This window comes from Oceanicaulis sp. UBA6590 (assembly GCF_002433705.1).
GTDB lineage: Bacteria > Pseudomonadota > Alphaproteobacteria > Caulobacterales > Maricaulaceae > Oceanicaulis.
In genome coordinates this window covers 457-21,057 of record NZ_DJIQ01000067.1, presented here as the reverse complement: position 1 = coordinate 21,057, position 20,601 = coordinate 457, and the positions used below count along the sequence as shown (strand labels likewise).

Annotated in this window: 26 protein-coding genes; 13 read left to right on the top strand and 13 right to left on the bottom strand. The window is 62.0% G+C overall.

The window, feature by feature from the left end; all coding sequences use genetic code 11:
• Both B2Z70_RS14185 and B2Z70_RS14180 read left to right on the top strand, forming a co-directional pair.
• The coding region (locus B2Z70_RS14185) for an amidohydrolase family protein (protein WP_292984140.1) at window positions 1–402 on the top strand (402 nt) is incomplete at its 5' end.
• Between the two features lie 136 nt (window positions 403–538).
• Window positions 539–1,597, top strand: a complete 1,059-nt coding sequence (locus tag B2Z70_RS14180; RefSeq protein WP_292984138.1) for a phosphotransferase — start codon at window positions 539–541, stop codon at window positions 1,595–1,597.
• Here B2Z70_RS14180 and B2Z70_RS14175 read toward each other — a convergent pair.
• Window positions 1,594–2,016 carry a hypothetical protein gene (locus B2Z70_RS14175; protein WP_292984136.1) on the bottom strand — a complete coding sequence of 141 codons (423 nt, stop codon included), beginning with the start codon at window positions 2,014–2,016 and terminating at the stop codon, window positions 1,594–1,596. The two genes, B2Z70_RS14180 and B2Z70_RS14175, sit on opposite strands and share 4 nt — an antisense overlap.
• 130 nt (window positions 2,017–2,146) lie before the next feature.
• Window positions 2,147–3,361 (bottom strand): acyl-CoA dehydrogenase family protein, encoded by a 1,215-nt coding sequence (locus B2Z70_RS14170; RefSeq protein WP_009803139.1) that lies wholly within the window; start codon window positions 3,359–3,361, stop codon window positions 2,147–2,149.
• A 177-nt stretch (window positions 3,362–3,538) separates the two neighbouring features.
• Here B2Z70_RS14170 and B2Z70_RS14165 point away from each other — a divergent pair, with 177 nt between their 5' ends.
• From B2Z70_RS14165 to B2Z70_RS14150, 4 genes are all read left to right on the top strand, one after another.
• Window positions 3,539–4,021 carry a GNAT family N-acetyltransferase gene (locus B2Z70_RS14165; RefSeq protein ID WP_292984133.1) on the top strand — a complete coding sequence of 161 codons (483 nt, stop codon included), beginning with the start codon at window positions 3,539–3,541 and terminating at the stop codon, window positions 4,019–4,021.
• Entirely contained in the window at window positions 4,011–4,592 is a 582-nt protein-coding gene (locus B2Z70_RS14160) for a GNAT family N-acetyltransferase (protein WP_292984131.1), read from the top strand. The genes B2Z70_RS14165 and B2Z70_RS14160 overlap by 11 nt, the downstream gene beginning before the upstream one ends.
• Window positions 4,593–4,644: 52 nt before the next feature.
• Window positions 4,645–5,319 (top strand): hypothetical protein, encoded by a 675-nt coding sequence (locus tag B2Z70_RS14155; RefSeq protein WP_292984129.1) that lies wholly within the window; start codon window positions 4,645–4,647, stop codon window positions 5,317–5,319.
• A gap of 61 nt (window positions 5,320–5,380) precedes the next feature.
• Window positions 5,381–5,575: a hypothetical protein gene (locus tag B2Z70_RS14150; RefSeq protein ID WP_009803135.1), complete on the top strand. Its 195-nt coding sequence runs from the start codon at window positions 5,381–5,383 to the stop codon at window positions 5,573–5,575.
• On the opposite strand, the gene tadA is transcribed toward B2Z70_RS14150, so the two are convergent.
• Window positions 5,572–6,057, bottom strand: coding sequence for a tRNA adenosine(34) deaminase TadA (gene tadA / locus B2Z70_RS14145; RefSeq protein WP_414690873.1), 486 nt, complete (start codon window positions 6,055–6,057; stop codon window positions 5,572–5,574). The genes B2Z70_RS14150 and tadA overlap by 4 nt on opposite strands.
• Window positions 6,058–6,104: 47 nt before the next feature.
• On the opposite strand from tadA, the gene B2Z70_RS14140 reads away from it, so the two are divergent.
• Both B2Z70_RS14140 and rsmD read left to right on the top strand, forming a co-directional pair.
• The gene (locus B2Z70_RS14140) at window positions 6,105–7,169 is read left to right on the top strand and encodes a pseudouridine synthase (protein ID WP_292984124.1); all 1,065 of its coding nucleotides are present in this window, start codon (window positions 6,105–6,107) and stop codon (window positions 7,167–7,169) included.
• On the top strand, window positions 7,144–7,710 hold the full coding sequence (gene rsmD, locus B2Z70_RS14135; RefSeq protein WP_292984122.1) for a 16S rRNA (guanine(966)-N(2))-methyltransferase RsmD: 567 nt from the start codon (window positions 7,144–7,146) through the stop codon (window positions 7,708–7,710). Before B2Z70_RS14140 ends, rsmD begins: the two co-directional genes overlap by 26 nt.
• Window positions 7,711–7,874: 164 nt before the next feature.
• Here the strand turns inward: rsmD and B2Z70_RS14130 are convergent, their stop codons facing one another.
• The 3 genes from B2Z70_RS14130 to B2Z70_RS14120 form a co-directional block, all read right to left on the bottom strand.
• The gene (locus B2Z70_RS14130; RefSeq protein ID WP_292984120.1) at window positions 7,875–8,171 is read right to left on the bottom strand and encodes a hypothetical protein; all 297 of its coding nucleotides are present in this window, start codon (window positions 8,169–8,171) and stop codon (window positions 7,875–7,877) included.
• An 81-nt stretch (window positions 8,172–8,252) separates the two neighbouring features.
• On the bottom strand, window positions 8,253–9,185 hold the full coding sequence (locus B2Z70_RS14125) for a bifunctional riboflavin kinase/FAD synthetase (RefSeq protein WP_292984118.1): 933 nt from the start codon (window positions 9,183–9,185) through the stop codon (window positions 8,253–8,255).
• 3 nt (window positions 9,186–9,188) lie between these two features.
• On the bottom strand, window positions 9,189–9,629 hold the full coding sequence (locus B2Z70_RS14120; protein WP_009803130.1) for a MaoC family dehydratase: 441 nt from the start codon (window positions 9,627–9,629) through the stop codon (window positions 9,189–9,191).
• Window positions 9,630–9,767: 138 nt separating this feature from the next.
• Here B2Z70_RS14120 and B2Z70_RS14115 point away from each other — a divergent pair, with 138 nt between their 5' ends.
• The gene (locus tag B2Z70_RS14115; protein ID WP_009803129.1) at window positions 9,768–10,154 is read left to right on the top strand and encodes a response regulator; all 387 of its coding nucleotides are present in this window, start codon (window positions 9,768–9,770) and stop codon (window positions 10,152–10,154) included.
• 93 nt (window positions 10,155–10,247) lie between these two features.
• The gene (locus B2Z70_RS14110; protein WP_009803128.1) at window positions 10,248–10,916 is read left to right on the top strand and encodes a protein phosphatase CheZ; all 669 of its coding nucleotides are present in this window, start codon (window positions 10,248–10,250) and stop codon (window positions 10,914–10,916) included.
• Window positions 10,917–11,122: 206 nt separating this feature from the next.
• On the opposite strand, the gene panD is transcribed toward B2Z70_RS14110, so the two are convergent.
• Window positions 11,123–11,509: an aspartate 1-decarboxylase gene (gene panD, locus B2Z70_RS14105; protein ID WP_292984115.1), complete on the bottom strand. Its 387-nt coding sequence runs from the start codon at window positions 11,507–11,509 to the stop codon at window positions 11,123–11,125.
• 454 nt (window positions 11,510–11,963) lie between these two features.
• Here panD and B2Z70_RS14100 point away from each other — a divergent pair, with 454 nt between their 5' ends.
• Window positions 11,964–13,307 carry a Fic family protein gene (locus B2Z70_RS14100; protein ID WP_292984114.1) on the top strand — a complete coding sequence of 448 codons (1,344 nt, stop codon included), beginning with the start codon at window positions 11,964–11,966 and terminating at the stop codon, window positions 13,305–13,307.
• A 915-nt stretch (window positions 13,308–14,222) separates the two neighbouring features.
• Here the strand turns inward: B2Z70_RS14100 and B2Z70_RS14095 are convergent.
• The gene (locus tag B2Z70_RS14095; RefSeq protein ID WP_292984113.1) at window positions 14,223–14,519 is read right to left on the bottom strand and encodes an aspartate decarboxylase; all 297 of its coding nucleotides are present in this window, start codon (window positions 14,517–14,519) and stop codon (window positions 14,223–14,225) included.
• A 222-nt stretch (window positions 14,520–14,741) separates the two neighbouring features.
• Here B2Z70_RS14095 and B2Z70_RS14090 point away from each other — a divergent pair, with 222 nt between their 5' ends.
• Window positions 14,742–15,680, top strand: a complete 939-nt coding sequence (locus tag B2Z70_RS14090; RefSeq protein WP_292984112.1) for a DUF4349 domain-containing protein — start codon at window positions 14,742–14,744, stop codon at window positions 15,678–15,680.
• Here the strand turns inward: B2Z70_RS14090 and B2Z70_RS14085 are convergent.
• The gene (locus B2Z70_RS14085; RefSeq protein ID WP_292984110.1) at window positions 15,677–16,099 is read right to left on the bottom strand and encodes a secondary thiamine-phosphate synthase enzyme YjbQ; all 423 of its coding nucleotides are present in this window, start codon (window positions 16,097–16,099) and stop codon (window positions 15,677–15,679) included. The two genes, B2Z70_RS14090 and B2Z70_RS14085, sit on opposite strands and share 4 nt — an antisense overlap.
• A 95-nt stretch (window positions 16,100–16,194) precedes the next feature.
• On the opposite strand from B2Z70_RS14085, the gene B2Z70_RS14080 reads away from it, so the two are divergent.
• Window positions 16,195–17,043: a methyltransferase domain-containing protein gene (locus B2Z70_RS14080; protein ID WP_292984108.1), complete on the top strand. Its 849-nt coding sequence runs from the start codon at window positions 16,195–16,197 to the stop codon at window positions 17,041–17,043.
• Between the two features lie 4 nt (window positions 17,044–17,047).
• Here B2Z70_RS14080 and B2Z70_RS14075 read toward each other — a convergent pair whose 3' ends face one another.
• The 4 genes from B2Z70_RS14075 to B2Z70_RS14060 all read right to left on the bottom strand — a co-directional run.
• Window positions 17,048–18,142 carry a serine hydrolase domain-containing protein gene (locus tag B2Z70_RS14075; RefSeq protein WP_292984106.1) on the bottom strand — a complete coding sequence of 365 codons (1,095 nt, stop codon included), beginning with the start codon at window positions 18,140–18,142 and terminating at the stop codon, window positions 17,048–17,050.
• A gap of 96 nt (window positions 18,143–18,238) precedes the next feature.
• Window positions 18,239–18,697 (bottom strand): GNAT family N-acetyltransferase, encoded by a 459-nt coding sequence (locus tag B2Z70_RS14070; RefSeq protein ID WP_009803120.1) that lies wholly within the window; start codon window positions 18,695–18,697, stop codon window positions 18,239–18,241.
• A gap of 33 nt (window positions 18,698–18,730) precedes the next feature.
• Entirely contained in the window at window positions 18,731–20,101 is a 1,371-nt protein-coding gene (locus B2Z70_RS14065; protein WP_292984104.1) for a mechanosensitive ion channel domain-containing protein, read from the bottom strand.
• Between the two features lie 140 nt (window positions 20,102–20,241).
• A partial coding sequence (locus tag B2Z70_RS14060; protein WP_292984102.1) for a sigma-70 family RNA polymerase sigma factor occupies window positions 20,242–20,601 on the bottom strand: 360 nt, incomplete at its 5' end.

The following is a 20,601-nucleotide window of genomic DNA, read 5'->3' as shown; positions in this document are numbered from 1 at the left end:
GGCGAATGGGTGGCCAACCAGGCCGATGCCGGCTGGATGACGCCCTTCCAGGCCGCCAAGGCCCGCGTCGTCGGCCCGCTGATGCTGGAAATGGTTCGCCGCGCCCATGAGGGCGGCGTCACCATCGCCTTCGGCACCGATTCCGGCGTCTCCGCCCATGGCGACAATGCGCGCGAATTCCTGCTCTACACCATGGCGGGCATGACCGAGATGGAAGCGCTGGCCACCGCCACCACCGTGGGGGCGCGTCATGTGCAGCTGGAGGACGAGATCGGCCGCATCGCGCCGGGTTTCTCCGCCGACATCGTGGCGACCAATGGCGATCCGCTCGAGAACATCGAAGAGCTGATGGACATCGACTTCGTCATGGCCCGCGGCGTGGTGCACAAGAACGAAGAGTAACGGCCTGGCCCCGGACGGCGCAGGGCGCGGATCCGGGGCTATCAAGGCTTTGGTGCAAAACCGGCATAGAGGTCCCGGACCGGTCTAGAGGACCGTCCGGGATTTCCACTTAGACAAGCAAGAGTGACCCCGACCCATGTCCCAACTTGACGAGACCTTCTCCGGCACCAAGCCGGTCGCTGACGCGCTGAAGTTTGACCAGTCTGCGCTCGAGCGCTGGATGGCCGAGCATGTGGAAGGCTTCAAGGGACCGCTGACGGTCGAGCAGTTCAAGGGCGGGCAATCGAACCCCACCTACAAGCTCTCCACCCCGGGGGCGCAATACGTGCTGCGCCGCAAGCCGCCGGGAAAGCTGCTGCCGTCCGCGCACGCGGTGGATCGCGAATACCGGGTGATGAAGGCGCTGGGCGAACAGGGCTTCCCCGCGCCGCACATGTTTGGCCTGTGCGAGGATGACAGCGTCATCGGCACGGCGTTCTACATCATGGATTTCGTTGCAGGCCGGATCTTCTGGGACCCGTATCTGCCCGATCTCAGCCCCGATCAGCGCGGCGCGATCTATGACGCATCCAACGCCACACTCGCCCAATTGCACTCCATCGACCATGAGGCGGCGGGCCTCGGGGATTACGGCAAGCCGGGCAATTATTTCGAGCGCTCCATCGGTCGCTGGTCCAAGCAGTACAAGGCGGCGGAAACCGAGACGGTCGCGGCGATGGACAAGCTGATCGAATGGCTGCCTGAACACGCCCCGGCGCAGGAGCGCACGAGCGTGGTGCATGGCGATTATCGCCTCGACAACATGATCTTCCACCCCACCGAGCCCAGGGTCATCGCGGTGCTCGACTGGGAGCTGTCCACGCTGGGCGATCCGCTGGCGGACTTCACCTATCAGCTGATGCAATGGCGCACGCCCAAGGACATCCGCAACGGTTTCCTCGGTCAGGATCTCAAGGCGATGGGCATTCCCACCGAAGAGGAATACGTGAAGGCCTATTGCGAGCGCACGGGCCGCGACGGCATCCCGAAGCTCGATTTCTACTTCGCCTACAACATCTTCCGCCTGACCAGCATCGTTCAGGGCGTCTATGCCCGCTCGCTGCAGGGCAATGCGTCGAATGAAAAGGCCAAGGAAATGGGCGCTCTGGTCAAGCCGATGGCCGAATACGCCTGGAGCATTGCCGAAGGGGCCTAGCCGCCCAGATGGCTCAGGAAGGGCGCGCCCAGCGCGCCCGCCATGACCAGCTCGAAGCCCAGACCCATCAGGTTATAGCTCGTGCGCGTCTCCTGCTCGGCGTCCGCCAGCATGGAGAGTCCGCGACCGATCACCATGCCCAGCCAGTACAGGCTGGCGGCGAAGCTCGATCCCATCACCGCGCCGGCGCCCGCCTGGAAGCTCATGACCAGGGTCAGCAGCACCGCGCCATGCAGCAGGCACAGCGCGCCGCCAAAGCTGGCGCGGAACTCCGCCCAGCCGCCCTTCCAGCGGGGGTCGGGCGCCAGACGCACAACGCTTTGCGCCCAGCGCGGCGTCACCAGGGCGGCGAAGCCCATGCCGAAGCCCAAAAGGGCGGCCAGGCCGGCGATGATCCAGGGCGCAGGATACTCGAACATTGTCATCTCACGGATTGCTTGATCGCCTTTACGCGAGCATGCGCAATCCAGATCACTTTATGTGCAGTCATATCGTCAGAAACAGGAAGCCCCGGTCGAGGACCGGGGCTTCAGGCGTCTCAGAGGGGGCTCAGCCGTTGAGCCATTTCTTGGCTTCGAGCCGGGAGATCGTGCGTTCGTGCACCTCGTCCGGGCCGTCCGCCATGCGCAGGGTGCGGATGCCGGCATAGGAATAGGCCAGCGGGGTGTCATTGCTGACGCCGCAGCCGCCATGGGCCTGAATGGCGTCGTCAATCACTTTCAACGCCATGCGCGGCGCAGCCACCTTGATCATGGCGATCTCGCCGCGGGCGACCTTGTTGCCCACCGTGTCCATCATCCACGCCGCCTTCAGCGTCAGAAGACGACATTGCTCGATCTCGATGCGGGCGGTGGCGATGCGGCCTTCCCAGACCGAATGCTTGATGATCGGCTTGCCGAAGGCCTCCCGGCTCATCAGGCGCTTGACCATCAGCTCCAGCGCCCGCTCGGCGGCGCCAATCGTGCGCATGCAGTGGTGGATGCGGCCCGGGCCAAGCCGGCCCTGAGCGATCTCGAAGCCCCGGCCCTCGCCCAGAAGGATAGCGGAAGCGGGCACGCGCACATTCTCGAGCTTGATCTCCATATGGCCGTGCGGCGCGTCGTCATAGCCGAAAACCGGCAGGAAGCGCTCGATGGTGATGCCCTTGGCGTCGGCGGGGACCACGACCATGGACTGCTGGGAGTGCACATCGGCGTCCGGATTGGTCTTGCCCATGACGATGAAGACCTTGCAGCGCGGATCACCGGCGCCCGAGCTCCACCATTTGCGGCCGTTGATGACGTATTCGTCGCCATCGCGCTCGATCCGGCATTCGATATTGGTGGCGTCGGCGCTGGCCACGGCCGGTTCAGTCATCAGGAAGGCCGAGCGGATGTCGCCCGCCAGCAGCGGCTTGAGCCATTTCTGCTTATGCTCTTCAGTGCCGTAGCGCACGAAGACTTCCATGTTTCCGGTGTCCGGCGCGGCGCAGTTGAACACCTCGCTGGCCCACGGCACCCGGCCCATTTCCTCGGCCAGCGGCGCGTAATCGGAATTGGACAGGCCCGCGCCCTCGTCACTGTCAGGCAGGAAGAGATTCCACAGACCCGCGCTCTTGGCCTTTGCCTTCAAGTCCTCGATGATGGCGGGGACCTGCCAGCGATCGGTTCCGAACGCCGCCATCTGGGCGGCATACACCGGCTCGTTGGGATAGATGTGTTCGTCCATGAAGGCGCGGACGCGCGCCAGATAGTCTTTGCACAGGTCGGAGTATTCAAAATTCATGGCGACAGGCCTCCCCTTGGCGACGATCCGGAGCGGGACCGACGATCAGTTCTTAAGAGCTTATCTAATTATGGACATGTCGGCGCAGAAATCCAGCCTTAAAACCCTGCGTCACAATGGCGCCTGCGGAGTGTCGTGCTAGCATGTGCAGCAATTTCAAGGGTGAAAGGCCCCGTCATGTCCTCCATTCTGATTGCACCGGACGACCCCGCCCGCGCCGACATAACCGCGCTTCTTGAAGTTCACGCCGCCTTCGCGCTCGAAGAATCCCCGCCCGACACCTGTCACTTTCTCGACGTGGCGGGCCTGAAGACGCCCGACATCACCTTCTGGAGCGCCCGTGACGGCGAGACCCTGCTGGGCGTTGTCGCCCTGAAGGCGCTCGATGACCGCTCTGGCGAGGTCAAATCCATGCATGTGGCCGAGGCCGCACGCGGCAAGGGGGCCGGGCGGGCCCTGATGGCGCATCTGATCGATGAAGCGCGCAGCCGCGGCTATCGCTCGCTCTGGCTGGAAACCGGCAATACAGCCGGGTTCGATGCGGCGCTGGCCCTCTACGCCCGGCTGGGCTTTTCTGAATGCCCGCCCTTTGGCGGCTATCAGGCGAGTGACTTCAATGTCTTCATGACGCTTGACCTGGAGGCGGACAATGCTGCTTGAGCCTGAACTGCTTGAGAACGCTCATGTGCGCCTTGAACCGCTCAAGGAAAGCCATCGCGAGGCGTTGCGCCCGCTGGCGCAGGATGAAGAGATCTGGGCGCTGACCACCAAACGCGGCGACGGCGTCTGGTTTGATCCCTGGTTCGACATGATGCTGAAGGGTCAGGAGAGCCGGATCCAGATCAGCCATGCGGTCTGGTCCAGGGCGACGGGCTCCTATGCCGGCCACACCGCCTTCCTGCAGATAGACCGCGACAATCAGCGCGTGGAAATCGGCTGGACCTGGTATGGCGCGGCCTGGCGTGGCGGGGTCACCAACCCGGCCTGCAAGGCGCTGTTACTCGAACAGGCCTTCTCCGGCGGCGCGGAACGGGTGGAGCTCAAGACCCATCACCTCAATGAGCGCAGCCAGGCCGCCATGCTCAAGCTGGGCGCGATCCGGGAAGGCGCGCTGCGCAGTCATACCCGCACCTGGCGCGGGGATCGGCGGGATACGGTCTTCTTCTCCATCCTGCCTGAAGAATGGCCGGGCGTTCAGGCCGGGCTCGACCTGCGGCTCGCAGGCGCTTGAGTTTCCGCCCCAACAGGCGAGTATGAGCGGGCAGTTTACAGGGGACGACATCATGCTTCGCACGGCTCTGGCGCTTGCCGCACTCGGCGCTTACTCCACCTCCGCCCTCGCCCAGAGCGAGCCGTCCAGCGCCTACGTGCAGATCGACGCCTGCCCCAGCTATCAGCTCGAAGGCGAGCCGGTCTGGGAAAGCGCCTGCCCCGGCTATGAAAACTGGAGCGTGTTCTTCCGCGCCAGCGAGCATGGCAGCGGGATTTCCTACGCCTTCAACGGCAGCGAGCGCACCGATTTCTATCGTCCGCCGGCCCAGCTTCTGTTCGGCAATTTCCACAATACGATCGAATGGCGCATGGATGCCGAGGGCGTCTACGCCACCATCCATCGCTATATCAGCGAGGGGCCGAACATGGATGCGGACCCCAACGAAACGGAGGAGCCCGCAGGCGAGCCCCCCATGCAGCGCCAGGACCTTCTGCTGATCACGGCGCTCACCCCGGACGATTACCAGACCGTCGCCTGCCCGCTCTATGTGGTGGACGCCAGCACCATCAGAGACGCCAACAACGCCGCCCGCATCCTGGCGGACACCTTCGCGCCCGGCCATCAATGCGATGACAGCGAGCCCTATGTCTTCACCGCCATGGACGAGATCTACGCCACGGTCGAAGCCTTCGACATGCAGCAGGAAGCGGCCGGTCAGGCCACGCCGCCCAAGTCCAAGCCTTGACCCGCTCCCCCTCCGTCCCGACATGGTCTGAAGGCCGGTCGGGGGACAGGAGCAAGACATCATGATGATTATTCAGGTCCGCGAACGCGGGGGATGCTTCGGCAGCGGCTGTCTGGGCGTGGTCGCGCTAGCCGGCTGGATCACCGCCGTGGTCCGCGACGCCATGATGGTCAAATGGCTGTGGCTGATCTTCGACCTGGTGCTCGCCCCGCTGGGCGCCCTGCGCGGCTTCATGATGTGGTTTGGCTGGGCCTAGCCCTTCGCCTTGCGCCGCGCTCGGAAGAAGGCTTTCAGCATCTCACTGGCTTCATCGGCCAGCACGCCGCCCTGAACCTCGGGCCGCCAATGACAGGTGGGCTGTGCAAAGAATTGCGGACCATGATCGACCGCCCCGCCCTTGGGGTCGGACGCCCCATAGATCACCTTGCCGATGCGGGCATGGCTGATCGCGCCCGCGCACATGGCGCAGGGCTCGAGCGTGACATAGAGTTCCAGCCCGGTGAGGCGGTAATTGCCCAGCTTTTGCGCGGCGAGGCGCAGGGCGCGGATCTCGGCATGGCCGGTGGGATCGCAGTCTGAAATCGGGGCGTTGCCCGCCTCGGCGATCACTTCATCCGTCTCGGGATCAACGATCAAAGCGCCCACGGGCGTCTCGCCCGCGGCAGCGGCGGCTTGCGCAAGACCCAGTGCTCGCCGCATAAAGCCGGTTTCACGATCCTGCTCGGGCGTCGGTTTCATCGTCGTCATGAGCGGGCCTTACCTCTGGCCTGGAGCGCTGGCAAGTTTTGACCGACACCCCGTCTACCCCCGACACGCCTGAAGAAGAGGGCGGAGAACGCATCGCCAAGGTTCTGGCTCATGCCGGGATTGCGTCGCGGCGCGAGGCCGAACGGCTGATCGAGAAGGGCCGGGTCAGCGTCAATGGCGAGATCCTGCGCACCCCCGCCTTCAAGGTCATGGCGGGCGATGATGTGCGCGTGGACGGCGAGAGCATCGGTCAGCGCCCGCCGACGCGTGTCTGGCGCTATCACAAGCCAGTGGGCCTTCTGACCACGCACAGCGATCCTCAGGGCCGCGACACGGTGTTCCAGACCCTGCCCCAGGATATGGGCCGGGTGATCTCGGTCGGGCGGCTCGACCTCAATTCCGAGGGCCTCTTGCTGCTCACCAATGACGGCGAGCTGGCAAGGGTGCTCGAACTGCCCTCCACCGGCTGGACGCGCCGCTATCGCGTGCGCGCCTATGGCAATGCGTCCGACAAGGCGCTGGCCGAGCTGGAAAACGGCACGGTGGTGGACGGCGTGGTCTATGGCCCCGTCGAAGTCACCGTCGATCGCCGCACCGGCGCGAATGTCTGGCTGACCGTGGGCATCAAGGAAGGCAAGAACCGCGAGGTCAGGAAGGTGCTGCAAAGCGTCGGTCTGACCGTGAACCGGCTGATGCGGGTCGCCTATGGCCCCTTCCAGCTCGGCTCGCTCAAGCGCGGGGAAATCTCTGAAAGCAAGCTCAGCGTCCTGCGCGACCAGCTGGGCAAGCTCTACCCGCTCGACACGGACGGCCTGCCGCTCAAGCCCGGCGAGACCGCCAAGCCCGACACCCGCACCGGCACGGCGAAAGCCAAGCCCAAGGCGAACCGTCCGCATCAGAAATCCGGCGGCAAGCCCAGGGCGGGTCTCGACGCGGATTCCATCATGCCCGCGGGCGGCAAGTCCAAAACCGCCAAGGGCTGGGCGAAAGCCAAACCCAAGGCCAACGAGAAACCCAAATCCTCCAAACGCTCTGACCCCAAGGGCTCAGGCGGCAAGAAGGCTGAAGGCAGAAAAGATGCGGATCGTCGCCGGCGCTCATAAGGGCCGCGCCATCACCGCCCCCAAGGGCGACAAGACCCGGCCCACCACCGACCGCGTGCGCGAAAGCGTCTTCAACAAGCTCACCCACGCCCAATGGGGCGTGGAGCTTGAGGGCTTGCGCGTGATGGATCTGTTCGCCGGTTCGGGCGCTCTGGGCCTGGAAGCGATCAGCCGCGGCGCGAGCTTTGCCCTGTTTGTGGAGACCGATCCCGCCGCCCGCGGCGCCATCCGCACCAATGTGGACGCGTTGCAGCTGTTTGGCTGCACCAAGCTGCACCGGCGCAGCGCGACCGATCTCGGCCCAAAGCCCGCCAATATGGGCACGCCCTTTGATCTCGTGTTCCTCGATCCGCCCTACGCGCAAGGGCTGGGCGACACCGCCCTCGCCCGCCTGGTGGAGGGCGCGTGGGTGAAGGACGACGCCATCGCCGTGCTGGAAGAGCGCAAGGGCGTCGAGGTCACCGCCAAGGGCTGGGAGCTTCTGGACACGCTGGAAGCGGGCGACACGGTGGTGCGGTTCTTCAGGCGGATCCCATCCTGAATTCCCAGGCGAGCGCAGCGAAGACCCGGGACCTCCCTCCGCCTAAAGCGCCCTATCCTGATGGAGACCCCGGCTCTGCGCTGCGCTTGGCCGGGGTTTCAGCGCTGGAAAGCCTAAACCCCCAGCCTCTCCCGCGCGGTCACGCTGTCAGCGCGTCCAGCCCATCAAACTTCAATTCGGGGCGGATCAGGCCGAAACGCAATTGTGAGTGAGCAATTGGCATCCGGCGCGATGTCCGCAATATCAATCGTGAAATGCTTACCCGGAACCTGCACATCCGCCAGCTCCAACACTCTCCATGCCAGACTAAGCAATGCGGCACGATTCCCGGAAAGTACAACCTCATTACCTTCTAGACTTAAATCGCAATACAAACCTTCTTCTTGATCTAGATTTCGAGAAATTAGTTTTACATTTTCATGAATCTCTGAAATTCGACAACTTTGAAATTCGTTATTCATAAAAACCTCACTTTAGATACCTAACCAGTCTTTCAGAGCTCAAGTGAGCTGCATAACAAGATCATAGTCAGCTCTAAGGAATTAAACCCCCAGAATCTCCCGCGCCGTGGCGCTGTCCGCCGCGATCTGCGCCTTCAACGCATCCAGCCCGTCAAACTTCTGCTCAGGGCGGATGAAGTCGATCAGCTCGACCTCCAGCACCTGCCCGTAAAGATCACCCGAGAAGTCAAACAGGTGCGCTTCCAGCCGCGCCTCGGTCCCGTTCACGGTCGGGCGGGAGCCCAGATTGGCGACGCCGGGGACAGTCCGCCCTGACGGCAGATGCGCGCGCACGGCATAGACGCCGAATTTCGGCCGCAGATACTCCCCCAGCGCAATATTCGCTGTCGGAAAGCCCAGGAGGCGCCCGCGCTGATCGCCCTGGGACACTTCGCCTTCGATGGCGAAGGGACGATCGAGCAGCGCCGCTGCGGTCTTCACATCGCCCTCACGCAGGGCATTGCGCACATTGGTCGAGGAAATCTTGCCCGAGGCGTCCTCAAGATTGACCGCATCGGCGATCTTCACCGCCACGCCATATCGTTCGCCCAGCGTCTTGAGCGCCTCGGCGTCGCCCGCCCGGTCCTTGCCGAAACAGAAATCCGCGCCCGTCACCACGCCCTTCAGGCCCAGCCCGTCCGCCAGCACGTCGCGGACAAAGACCTCCGGCGTCATCGCCGCCATGTCCCTTGAAAACGGGATGTGAAACACGGCTTCCGCGCCGGCCGCCTTCAGGGCGCGCACGCGCTGGCTGTCGCTCATCAACAGGAAGGGCGGCGCGTCGGGAGCGAACACCTGGCGCGGATGCGGGGCGAACACCGCCGCCGCACACGGGGCGTCGAGGCTTTTTGCGAAGGCGCAGGCGGTCTCGATCACGGCCCTGTGGCCGCGATGCACGCCGTCAAAATTGCCCAGCGCCGCCACACAGCCGCGCGACAGGTCGGGCAGGTCGGAATAGCCGTGATAGACCGCCACGCCTTACGCCGTGCTCTTGCGGCGCTTGCGAACGATGACTTCAGCGTCGGCTTCCATGCAGGTCTGGCCCTCCACCTCGCACACGCAGGCGAGTTTCACGCGCCGCGCCTTGACGTCAACGTCTGTGACCGTGGCGCGCGCAATGACGGTATCGCCGATCCGGACGGGACGTTCAAACCGCATGGTCATGCCCGCGAACACCGCGCCAGGCCCCGGCAGATGATTGCCCAGCACGCAGGAAATGAAGCTCGCCACCAGCGCGCCATGGGCGATCCGTCCGCGGAAGGGCGAGCGCGCGGCATAGGCCTCGTCCATGTGCAGCGGGTTGAAATCGCCCGACACCTCGGCGAACTGCCGCACCGTGTTCTCATCGACCAGCCGGGTGATCTCAGCGGTTTGACCCACTTCCAGTTCGGTGATGCCGAAGCCTTCAAATTCACTCATGGTGTAACCGCCTTTCCTGTTGCGGCGCGTGTTTAACCGAATTTTGACCGCGCTTGTCTACAGTCTCGTTCGTACGGAGCCCTTAAAGTGGAGCTTTTAAGGGGTCCTTATGGTCGTTAATTGGATGGAGGAAGGGTCATGGCGGTCGAAATGACGATGCCGATCCTGGTGGTGGACGATTACAAAACCATGGTTCGCATTATCAAGAACCTGCTCAAGCAGATCGGGTTCGAGAATGTGGACGAGGCTTCGGACGGGACCGAAGCGTTCGAGAAGATGAAGAAGAAGAAATATGGTCTGGTCATCTCTGACTGGAACATGGAGCCGATGACCGGTTACGAGCTGCTGCAGAAAGTGCGGGCGGACGAATCGACCAAGGCGACCCCCTTCATCATGGTCACGGCGGAATCCAAGACCGAGAACGTGATCGCGGCGAAAAAGGCGGGTGTGAACAATTACATCGTCAAGCCGTTCAACGCCGGCACGCTGAAAGCCAAGATGACCGCCGTCATCGGCGAGTTCTAGGCCGGGAGAGCCCGCGCCGCCCCTATGGCTAACGGCTCATTAGGGACGGTCCGATGTAATTCCCGCAAGGGCTGGATTGAAAGGAAGACCGACATGCCTGCCGCAGAAGTCGCCGCACGCGTACGCCAGTCTCTGGAGTCGGTAAAGGTTTCCGATCTCGAAAACGTGCAGCTGATCGAGGTGTTGCGCATGGCGCAGCAGCTCACCGACACCATGCAGATGTTTTTCGGGTCGCTGGACAAGTCGATCCACGCCGAATTCAACTCCATCGCCGAGTACATCGCGAAAACCCGTGATGAAATCGCCCATCTGCGCCCCAACGACATCCGCGAATCCCGGCTTCCGGGCGCGGGCGCCGAACTGGAAGCGCTGATCGCCGACACCGAACGGGCGACCGAGACCATCATGAGCGAGGCTGAAGCGCTCATGATCAGCGAGACCGACGATCTGGACGCCTACAAGATGGAAGTCAGCGACGCGATGACGAAGATCATCGAGGCGTGCTCCTTCCAGGACCTCACCGGTCAGCGCGTGTCCAAGGTGGTCAGCTCGCTCAAGCATATCGAGGAGCGCGTGGCCCGCTTCGCTCAGACCATGGGCGTGAACGACGCCGAAGCCACGGCCAACGAGAAGGCCGAGGAAGAACGCAAGGCCAAGCTCCACCTCAACGGTCCCGCCATTGGCGGCCCGGAGACGGACCAGACCAATGTGGACGACCTGCTGGCGATGGATCAGGACGCGATCGACGCCCTGTTCGACTAGGAGCTTTTCCAACAAAAGTGGGAACCGGTTTTGTGGTTCGGAAAAGCGACCAGAAACAGACCTTCATGCACTCCCCCTGAGCGCATGCAAAACGCCCCGCCGGATCCCGGCGGGGCGTTTTACTTTTGATATAACGAGGCAGGCGCTTTTTCAGTAAAAGTGGGGACCGGTTTTACCGTTCGAAAAAGCGCCCCGCAAAAAACCGCCTAAGCTGCATCCAGCTTGCGGCCCGAGCCTTCCTCGACGCTGACCACGTCATTGTTCTCGTCCAGCAGCACGACCGTGGGGACGAACTGGCGCGCTTCTTCCGCCGCCATGCCCGCATAGGCCACCACGATGATGCGGTCGCCCGGCTGCGCCAGGCGCGCTGCGGCGCCATTGATCCCGAACATCTTCGAGCCGCGCGGGGCCGAGATGGCGTAGGTCGTGAAGCGCTGGCCATTGTTGATGTTCAGGACATCCACCTGCTCATTGACCAGAATGCCCGCCGCATCCAGCAGGTCCTGGTCGATGGAGATGGAGCCTTCATAGTGAAGGTCCGCCTGCGTCACCGCCGCGCGGTGAAGCTTGGTCTTCATCATGGTGAGTTGCATTCCGCCCTCGTCATGAACATGAGTGTGCTGCAGTGCGATATACTCCATCGCGCCGGAAAAAACACCCGTTTCGCACTGACAAGTTTGTCATATGGCGATTAAGGGGGCGTTGGTGAAGGGGGTAGGGGGGACTAACCGCTCAATCCCGAAGGCGGACATTTCGGGACGCATACCGAGATTGAAATCAATACGGTCGATAGCCTCTGGCGAATTGCTGAATGAGCGTCCCTGAAACGTTCGTATATGAGACATTCAGGCTAGTAGCACCATGCTGTATCATCGGCACTTGTAGCGGCTCAACATCTCTATAAAGTTCATCGCACTGAATTTATTATATTTTTCGCCCTTCGCGTTAGGACGTTTATAGGCTATAAAAATAAACCAGATCGGAACGAGAACAACCCACCCTAAGCACCTGTTCTGATATGATTTTTGACGTTTATCGGATCGAATCATGAAGTCACTGCCGAAAACTCCGAATGTCGATGAACTGATGGCTGAAAAGCTCAAGGACATGCCCGTCGAGAAGCTTAAGAAGCTGTTCTCAATCCGCATAGACATGCCTGGTGGAGTTTATCCACACTACGAAAAGCTAAAGCGAATGCCTCCGCCACAAGGTCTAACACCGGAGGAGCACTGGATGGGCGTAAAGAACGCCAGACAGAGCGCTAGACGTAACGTCGATCTTTTTCAGAAAGATGGGAGCCGCTTTTGGTTCACTGAACCTAGTTGCGTTCGAGCGCGCCTCTCAAGGCTAGATAAACGCGCAGCAGGCTCCATCGCCACAGATGGCTACGAACTCAATAGAAACGAACAGGAGCGCTATTTCGCTAGGTCGCTAATCGAAGAACCTTTTTCAAGTTCTGTGCTCGAAGGTGCCGCCACCACACGTCAAATTGCAAAGGAGATGATTGAAGCAGAGCGCCTGCCAAGAACTAAGGACGAGCGTATGGTGCTCAATAACTATCGGGCAATGCGCTACGTAAAAAGCATTGTAAATCAAAAACTCACACCCAAAATCATTTTAGATATTCATCGTATCGTTTGCGATGGAACGATGGATGATGGTGCGAAATGTGGGGTTTTTCGATGCAATGAAGACCAAGTTACAGTTCAAGATGAATTGAGTGGGGAAATACTACATTATCCGCCTGATGCATCACAATTGCCGGACCGAATCCAAGAAATATGTGACTTCGCGAACACAGACGATTCGGATGAAAACTTCATCCATCCACTCATACGTGGAATAATAATTCATTTTATGATCGGCTATGATCACCCATTCGTAGATGGCAATGGTAGAACTGCTCGCGCATTATTTTATTGGTATGTCGTTAAAAATGGGTATTGGATTCTTGAGTATGTCTCCATTTCAAAAACAATAATGAAGGCGCCAAGCAAATATGGTAAAGCGTACCTTCAAACAGAGAGCGATTATGGAGACTTAACTTATTTTATTATGCACCAACTTGACGTTCTTGAAGACGCGCTAAAAGATCTTTTTGAATACGTTAAACTTCGCAAAAGCAAGCTGGATGCTTTTGCGCATGCATTAAATGACCAATCCATCAATCATAGGCAATCATTTGTCCTTAACGAGGCTGCTCGAAACCGTATCCGATACATAACTATCGCTCAGCACGAAAAAACTCACAATGTCGCCTATCTAACAGCGAGAAAGGATTTAGAAGAGCTTGTTTCTGCTGGGTATTTTAAAAAGAGAAAAGATGGTCGCGAAAACGTATATATTCCCTCTCCCGGTCTCTTGGAGAGGCTAACCTCAAGCTCAAAATAATGAGATCAGGTTCGAGCTACGTATGTAATATTCTGGGCTTATCGACATGACGCTGTTGGTCGCGCGACTATCCGCCAATCAAGCTCAACGCTGCTCCTAAGCGTCTATCTGATCAGGCCTGAGCACCCAAAAGCGAACTTATCTCGTCTAGTTACCAGTGGAGTGTCATCGCTATAAAGCTCGTGCCACACAGCGGCCGGGCACCCCATCAAGCCATTGATTTTTATAACTTGATAGGTTTGTAGCGGTGAGACTGGGACTGTTGAAAAGAGTGCACCCAGCCTCTCGGCCTTCGGGCTTGACCCGGAGGCCCATGCGGCGGCTCGGCTAGGTATGGGTCCCCGGATCAAGTCCGAGGACCGAGGTATTCTTCCCTTCCCCGGCCCCCAATCGAGTTGAGGGTAAACTCCGTCCAGGGTCCAGAGCCGGGTGCGCGGCCCTGGATGATCTCCGGGCCCCGGCCTTCGTCAGGATGACGATCTCTAAAGGCTCAATACTGTCATCCCCCGCTTAATGCGGGGGATCCATGCCGGTCGGTTGGATCAAAGGTCACGGCATGGGTTCGCCGGATAAACCGGCGAATGACATGGATATGTGAGTGAAACCCCGGCCAAGCGTAGCGCAGAGCCGGGGCCTCCATCAGGATAAAGCGCCTTACGCGGAGAGAGGTCCCGGGTCATCGCTTTGCTCGCCCGGGAATTCAGCTCTCAAGTTTTAACTCATCCCCCTCCCCCGCAACCGCGCCTAGACTCCGCCCGGTTCTTTCTCAGGGTTGGTAGGTAAAGGCGAGGCGGCGCGACTCCGGTATCGGAGTCGCGCGAGTCCTGAGAGCCCGGATGAGAGCCGAATGGTAGTCGTAGTAGGAGGAGTCACCCCGATGCGACTCGCACGGGGGATAAGTCCGCGCGGTCGGGCCTATTTGGGGTGTTTGCCGCGCCAGGCTTCCATGGACAGGGAGATGGCGAAGGTTTCGCGGTATTTCGGGCTGCCGGCGGGGCGCGGCGGCTGTTCGCGGGTCAATTCCATGATCTCGGCGAGCTTGTTGTGCGCGGCGCCCGCCTGCCCCGCGCCGATATAGGCGTGCAGTTCGACCAGGGCGTTGGCCAGCGGGTCATGGGCGCGGATGACGAAATAGGGTTCGTCCTCGGCAAGATCCGGCAGGCAGTCATACTGGCTGGGATTGGCTTTCGAGCCGAGCGGGGCGGTGGTCATGGCGAGCTCCTTGGCAGGCGGGGCGCGAATCGGAGGATCGCGCTTTGGCGAAGACTAGCAAACTGGGGCGCGGACGCATCGCCCAACTGAAGCGGCAAGCTGCGCCCCTTCGCCTCGGGGCGGACAGGGTCGCGCCTCAAAATCGCCTCACGCGCTTCAAGACTGGTTCAGGTTCGCCCTGCGCATGATAGGGTGAAACCGGGCCAATACGAGGGGATGACCATGTGGCGTGAAGCGGGATTACTACTGGCCGCAGGCCTTGTGCTGACAGGCTGTGGCGAAGATGCGAGCCGGCCCGTCTCGGGCGGCGCCTCCACCGAATACGCGATCAGGGAGGCCGCCCCCGAACCGGCGCCGCCGCCCCCCGCCTCCCGGATGCGCGCCAGCGCGGACGAGATCACGGTCTCGGGCAGCCGGGTCCAGCGCCCTGACGGCGCTACGGAGGCGGCTCAAGGGCCGCTGCTGGCCTATACCTACCAGACCAGCCTCGAGCTGCCCGCCGACATTCTAGGCGGCGCCCATGCCGCCCATGTGGAGGCCTGCCAGAACGCCGGGCCCGCCACCTGTCAGGTGATCCGCGCCCAGGTCAACAATGCCGACGGCCCGCGCCCCAGCGCCTATCTGCAATTGCGCGCCGCGCCGGACTGGATCGTCGAATTCCGCGCCGGGCTTGAAACCGAGGCCGAAGAGCTGGGCGGCCAGGTTCTCTCTGACCAGACCTCGGTCGAGGATCTGACCACGCGCATTGTCGACACCGCCGCCCGCGTTCAGGCCCAGACCACCCTGCGCGACCGGCTGCAGCAGCTGCTGGAAACCCGTGACGGGGATCTGTCTGACCTCTTGGCCGTCGAGCGGGAACTGGCGAATGTGCAGGCGGATCTCGACGCGCAGGCCAGCGTGCTCGCCGCCCTGCGCCAGCGCGTGGACACCTCCCTGCTGACGCTGAACTATCAGGCCGAGCGCCAGGTGGTGGAGCCCGAAACCTTCAACCCGATCGGTCGCGCGTTCAAGGAGATGGGCGATGTCTTCGCCGAATCCGTGGCCAGCCTGATCCTGTTCCTCGCCGGCGCCCTGCCCTGGCTGGTGATCGCGGTGCCGGTGATCTCCGGCGTCATCATCGGCTTCCGCCGCCTGCTGCGTCGGAAGAAAGCCGCCGGCTAGACCGACAGGTGCAGCACCATCTGCCGGACATGCGGCCGGTCGCGATGCTCGAACAGATAGAGCCCCTGCCAGGTTCCGAGCATCAACCGGCCGCCGCTGACCGGCACGCCCACCGAAGACGCGGTCAGGGCGGACCTGATATGGGCGGGCATGTCGTCAGGCCCCTCGGTGGTGTGGCTCAGCCAGCTCATGGACGGCTCGTCAGACCGCGGAACCAGACGCGAGAAGAATGCCTGCAGATCGCGCTGTACATCCGGGTCCGCGTTCTCCTGGATCACCACCGACGCCGAGGTATGGCGCACGAAACAGGTCAGAAGCGCTTCGTCCGCGCCGGACGCCGCCACAAAGCGCTGCGCCTCGCGCGTGAATTCGTAAAGCCCCGGCCCGCGGGTCTCGATCTCAAGCGTGTGCTGAGCCATACGTGCAGCCTCTATTCGGTTTCACCATTCCGTGTATCGACCGACCGCCTGAAATCTGAAACAGTCCGGCCGCACACAGACAATCGAGGGTCATCATGCGCGATCAGGTTCGGGATTATTACGGCGATGTGCTGCAGTCGAGCGGCGATCTGAAATCGGACGCCTGCTGCGAGATCTCCACCCCGGAACCGCATATCCTCGAGGCTCTGACACACATCCACCCCGAGGTCGCCAGCAAGTATTATGGCTGCGGTCTGATCGCCCCCGAAGGCCTTGCGGGAAAACGCATTCTCGATCTGGGCTGCGGCACGGGCCGGGACGTGTTCCTGCTAGCGCAGCTCGTGGGCGAGACGGGCGAGGTCGTCGGCGTCGACATGACCGACAATCAGCTCAAGGTCGCGCTTGAGCATGAAGCCTGGCACGCCGAGCGCTTCGGCTACGCCAAGCCCAATACCCGCTTCCTCAAGGGCTATATCGAGGAGCTCGATCAGCTCGATCTCGAACCGTCGAGCTTTGATCTCGTGATCTCCAATTGCGTGATCAACCTCTCCACCGACAAGCCTGCCGTGTTTAACGGCGTTCGCCATCTGCTGAAGCCCGATGGCGTGATGCATTTCGCCGATGTCTATGCCGAGCGCGAAGTGCCCGCCGAGCTGCGCACAGACCCGATCCTGTACGGAGAATGCCTGGCGGGCGCGCTGGCCTGGACCGACTTCCTTACCATCGCCAGGGAGAGCGGTTTTGAGGCGCCCGATCTCGTCGATCACCGCCCGCTGGCGATCACCGATGAGGCGCTGATCGCGAAGCTCGACGGCCTCAAATTCATCTCCGCCACGGTGGAGCTGAGCCCGGCCGGCGCCAGCAGCGCCTGCTGCAAGACAACCGGCAATCCATTCGAGCTCCCCTCCCCGCACGCGCCGTCCAGCGGCACGTGCTGCGGCTAGAGCGCTAGCGCCAGCAGGTCAGACCGTCTTCGGGCACGTCCATCCCTGCGGCATGGCCCGCCGCCCAGGCGATGGCCATGGGGGAAACCAACCCTTCCCCATCCTCGCGATTGGTCAGCACGATCACCGACTGCCCCGACGTCATGTCGCGCACATAGGCCGTGCCCGAATAGCCGGCATGGCTGGTGATCTGATGGCCGTTGACGTCGTGGCTCCACCAGCCGCGGGCATAGCCCCAGCGCTCGCAGCTATCGCCTGCATCAAAGGCGCGCTGGATTTCGGCGGCCTGCACGATCACGTCAGGATCAAGCACCTGCGGATCATCCAGCTCCGCCTCCCAGATCATGAGATCCTGAAGCGAGGAGGTGACGCCGAAATGCGACGTCAGGCCGAACTGCCAGACCCGGCGATTGCGCGCCAGCTCACCCTCATAAACGCCATAGCCTTCCGCGCGATGGGGCACGATGGCGGACTGATCGAGCATGCGTGTCTGGCTCATGCCCAGCGGCGCCCAGAAACGCTGACGCAGGGCGGCTTCAAAAGACTGGCGTGTCACCTCTTCGATCACGAGTCCGAGCAGGAAATAGCCCTGATCCGAATAGCCCCAATCGGTCCCCGGTTCCGATTCCATCGGGGTCGACCTGGCAGACGCCAGCATGTCCTCGGTGCTGTAGGCGATCTGGAACTCACCGTCGGGCCGCGCCTCAAATCGATGCGCCAGCCCGGCCATATGGCTCAGGAGCTGATTGATCGTGATGGCGGACCAGGCCTCCGGCGTGTCTTCGACATAGCGCGAAAGCGGATCATCGAGCGACAGATGCCCCTCCTCAGCCAGGCTGAGCACCATCAGCGCCGTCATATGCTTAGTCAATGAGGCCAGCTCGAACACGTTGTCAGCGCGAGCGGGCGCGGCGTGCTCAAGGCTCGCAAAGCCATATTCGCCCACATGCACGGGCGCGCCCTGATCGAGCACCGCCACAACAACGCCTGGAAACCGCCCCGCCTCCATGATCGGCGCGACGGCGTCGTCCACAGCGTCCAGATGCGGCGTCGCCCGCTCCTGCGCGGTAGCCGGCAGAGCCGTCAGCGTAAGCATCATCAAAGCGGTTTTGAGCATGAATCCCCCAGTCGCGCTCAGCGTATCGGGTAATCGCCCCACACCCAAATGACAGTCCATCAAGGTCTGAAAACGTAGTCAGAGCCCGTTGAGCTCCCAGCGGCGCACAGGCTTGGCGTAACCGCCCGAGCTTTCATAGAGCGCCTCGGCGGCCTCGGTTTCAGAACTGGTCCACATCAGGAAGGTCGCCGGGCTCTCGCGCACATCCTCGACGACGGCTTCAAACAGGGCACGCCCGGCGCCCTCGCCGCGACCGGCCTTGCCGACGCAAACCTCGGCCAGCCAGGCGCCGGCGCCGCCATGTCCGCTATCGTAATAGGCATGCCACACCGCATAGCCAATGGGTTCGCCATCAGCCGGCACGGCCACCAGCACATGAAAGCTCGCATCCTGACCGAACAGCGTGCTCTTGATGTTTTCTGGCGTGCAGTGCTCGGTGGAGTCCCCCACCACCTCATTGAGTTCTCGCGACAGACGGGCGATGGCCGCAGCATCCTTGGGGCGCGCTGCGCGGACGGTCAGGTCTGACTGGCTCATGGTATCTCCTGTATTGGGACGGGATAGGCCCGGTTATTCGCTGGGCGCGTCCTCTGAAAGCAGGTCGCCCGACTTGCCCTCTCGACGCTCTTCCTCGACGCGCTCGGCCAGCGAAGTGTCCGGCGCCACGTCCGTAGCGTCTGCAAGCTCGGGTTTTGCCGGCGCTGAGGGCGGCTTCGCCGTCCTCGCGGGCGTTTTTACTGACGGGGACGCCGACGGTAGGGCGCCGCTATCAATGCGCAGGCGATAGGTGGGGTCTGGCAAGGTGAAGCCCGCCGCGTCGAGCGCCGCTTTCACGGTCGCGATCGCGACCGAGCGCGACTTCATGAAGTCGGACTGTGTCTGGTCGATCCAGCCGGCGAAGAACAGGTTGATCGTGGAATCCCCCACCTCGCGAATGCCCGCGGACGGGTCGGGTTCGGTCATCACGAAAGTCAGTGATTTCAGCGCGCCCAACCCCGTCTCAATCGCCGACAACGGATCGTCTTCGGGGTCCACGCCCAGCACAAAGTCAAAACGGCGTTCGGGGTTGCGGGTGTAGTTGAGAATGACCGCCTTGAACACCAGGGCATTGGGAAGGCGCAGATGATTGCCTTCAAGCGTCATGAGGACGGTTGCGCGGGAGGTCAGCCGGATCACCCGCCCCTCCTGGCCGTCGATGACCACATGATCATTGGGACGGAAAGGCTGGCGCACCGACAGCATGATCGAGGCGATATAGTTCTCGATGGTGTCCTTGACGGCAAAGCCGACCGCCAACCCGATCACGCCCGCCGCCCCCAACAGCGCGCCCAGGAACGCCGTTGCGTCCAGCAGGTTCAGGGCCGAGACCAATCCGAACACCACAAACAGACCAAACACCGTCGAGCCCACAAGCTCGGCGACGAAGCGATTGGGCGTCAGAACGCGCCACAGGCCATCCCAGCGGCTCAGCAGCCAGCCCAGAAGGCTCAACGCCATGAACACCAGCACCGCGAGCGCCAGGAGCGGCAGTACGCGCACCAGGTCCTGCACCGTCGTTTCCAGCTCGCCCACGGCCGGCGCGACGCGTGTAGCGACAGAGACGTCCCGGCCGATCCGGTTCTCCACCGTCACCACGCCTTCAACGCGCAGCGCCAGCGTCTCCGCGCGGTTGGCCGCATCCGCGGTCACGGTCTGCCCGGTCAGGGTGACGACCCCGGCCTCAACGGTGATCTCGACCGCGGACAGGGTATCGATCTCGCCAAAAATAGTCGCGATGCGTTGGGCGATGGCGGCGTCCGACGGCGCGTCGGTCTCAAGCGCGATCTCGCCGCCAGCTGGCTCGTCTTCTGTTTGCGCGAATGCAGGCGCTGAACACAGCGCCAAGGCGCTCGCCAGAAGGATCAACAGGGCGAGAGGGCGAAACAGGGTCAGTAGATTCATCCGGCAAGCCTTGCGCAGAGCGCAGGAAAAGGAAAGGCGCTTGCAGACCCAACGCCCCGCCGCGGCGTTGGTTGCGCCCCAACAGCAAAAAGCCCCGCTGTTTCCAGCAGGGCTTTTCGTGTTGACCTGTCGCCAGCGCTCTAGCTGTCGAGGAAGGAGCGCAGCTTGCGGCTGCGGCTCGGGTGCTTGAGCTTTCTGAGGGCCTTGGCTTCGATCTGGCGGATCCGCTCGCGGGTCACCGAGAACTGCTGGCCCACTTCCTCAAGAGTGTGGTCGGTATTCATGCCGATGCCGAAGCGCATGCGCAGCACGCGTTCTTCACGCGGAGTGAGCGAGGCGAGGACCAAAGTGGTGGTTTCACGCAGGTTGGAGTGGATCGCCGCATCGATGGGCAGAACCGCGTTCTTGTCCTCGATGAAATCGCCCAGATGGCTGTCTTCCTCGTCCCCGATCGGGGTTTCGAGGGAGATCGGCTCCTTGGCGATCTTCATCACCTTGCG

Bases quoted from the DNA above. Each gene is read 5' to 3' on its own strand.
- B2Z70_RS14170 (WP_009803139.1), bottom strand. From the start codon at position 3,361: ATGAATTTTGAATACTCCGACCTGTGCAAAGACTATCTGGCGCGCGTC.
- B2Z70_RS14115 (WP_009803129.1), top strand. From the start codon at position 9,768: ATGGCGGTCGAAATGACGATGCCGATCCTGGTGGTGGACGATTACAAA.
- B2Z70_RS14110 (WP_009803128.1), top strand. From the start codon at position 10,248: ATGCCTGCCGCAGAAGTCGCCGCACGCGTACGCCAGTCTCTGGAGTCG.
- B2Z70_RS14175 (WP_292984136.1), bottom strand. From the start codon at position 2,016: ATGTTCGAGTATCCTGCGCCCTGGATCATCGCCGGCCTGGCCGCCCTT.
- B2Z70_RS14085 (WP_292984110.1), bottom strand. From the start codon at position 16,099: ATGGCTCAGCACACGCTTGAGATCGAGACCCGCGGGCCGGGGCTTTAC.
- B2Z70_RS14065 (WP_292984104.1), bottom strand. From the start codon at position 20,101: ATGAATCTACTGACCCTGTTTCGCCCTCTCGCCCTGTTGATCCTTCTG.
- B2Z70_RS14070 (WP_009803120.1), bottom strand. From the start codon at position 18,697: ATGAGCCAGTCAGACCTGACCGTCCGCGCAGCGCGCCCCAAGGATGCT.
- B2Z70_RS14180 (WP_292984138.1), top strand. From the start codon at position 539: ATGTCCCAACTTGACGAGACCTTCTCCGGCACCAAGCCGGTCGCTGAC.
- B2Z70_RS14155 (WP_292984129.1), top strand. From the start codon at position 4,645: ATGCTTCGCACGGCTCTGGCGCTTGCCGCACTCGGCGCTTACTCCACC.
- B2Z70_RS14150 (WP_009803135.1), top strand. From the start codon at position 5,381: ATGATGATTATTCAGGTCCGCGAACGCGGGGGATGCTTCGGCAGCGGC.
- B2Z70_RS14095 (WP_292984113.1), bottom strand. From the start codon at position 14,519: ATGACCACCGCCCCGCTCGGCTCGAAAGCCAATCCCAGCCAGTATGAC.
- B2Z70_RS14075 (WP_292984106.1), bottom strand. From the start codon at position 18,142: ATGATGCTTACGCTGACGGCTCTGCCGGCTACCGCGCAGGAGCGGGCG.
- B2Z70_RS14100 (WP_292984114.1), top strand. From the start codon at position 11,964: ATGAAGTCACTGCCGAAAACTCCGAATGTCGATGAACTGATGGCTGAA.
- B2Z70_RS14080 (WP_292984108.1), top strand. From the start codon at position 16,195: ATGCGCGATCAGGTTCGGGATTATTACGGCGATGTGCTGCAGTCGAGC.
- B2Z70_RS14130 (WP_292984120.1), bottom strand. From the start codon at position 8,171: ATGAATAACGAATTTCAAAGTTGTCGAATTTCAGAGATTCATGAAAAT.
- B2Z70_RS14090 (WP_292984112.1), top strand. From the start codon at position 14,742: ATGTGGCGTGAAGCGGGATTACTACTGGCCGCAGGCCTTGTGCTGACA.
- B2Z70_RS14120 (WP_009803130.1), bottom strand. From the start codon at position 9,629: ATGAGTGAATTTGAAGGCTTCGGCATCACCGAACTGGAAGTGGGTCAA.
- rsmD (WP_292984122.1), top strand. From the start codon at position 7,144: ATGCGGATCGTCGCCGGCGCTCATAAGGGCCGCGCCATCACCGCCCCC.
- panD (WP_292984115.1), bottom strand. From the start codon at position 11,509: ATGCAACTCACCATGATGAAGACCAAGCTTCACCGCGCGGCGGTGACG.
- tadA (WP_414690873.1), bottom strand. From the start codon at position 6,057: ATGAAACCGACGCCCGAGCAGGATCGTGAAACCGGCTTTATGCGGCGA.
- B2Z70_RS14160 (WP_292984131.1), top strand. From the start codon at position 4,011: ATGCTGCTTGAGCCTGAACTGCTTGAGAACGCTCATGTGCGCCTTGAA.
- B2Z70_RS14165 (WP_292984133.1), top strand. From the start codon at position 3,539: ATGTCCTCCATTCTGATTGCACCGGACGACCCCGCCCGCGCCGACATA.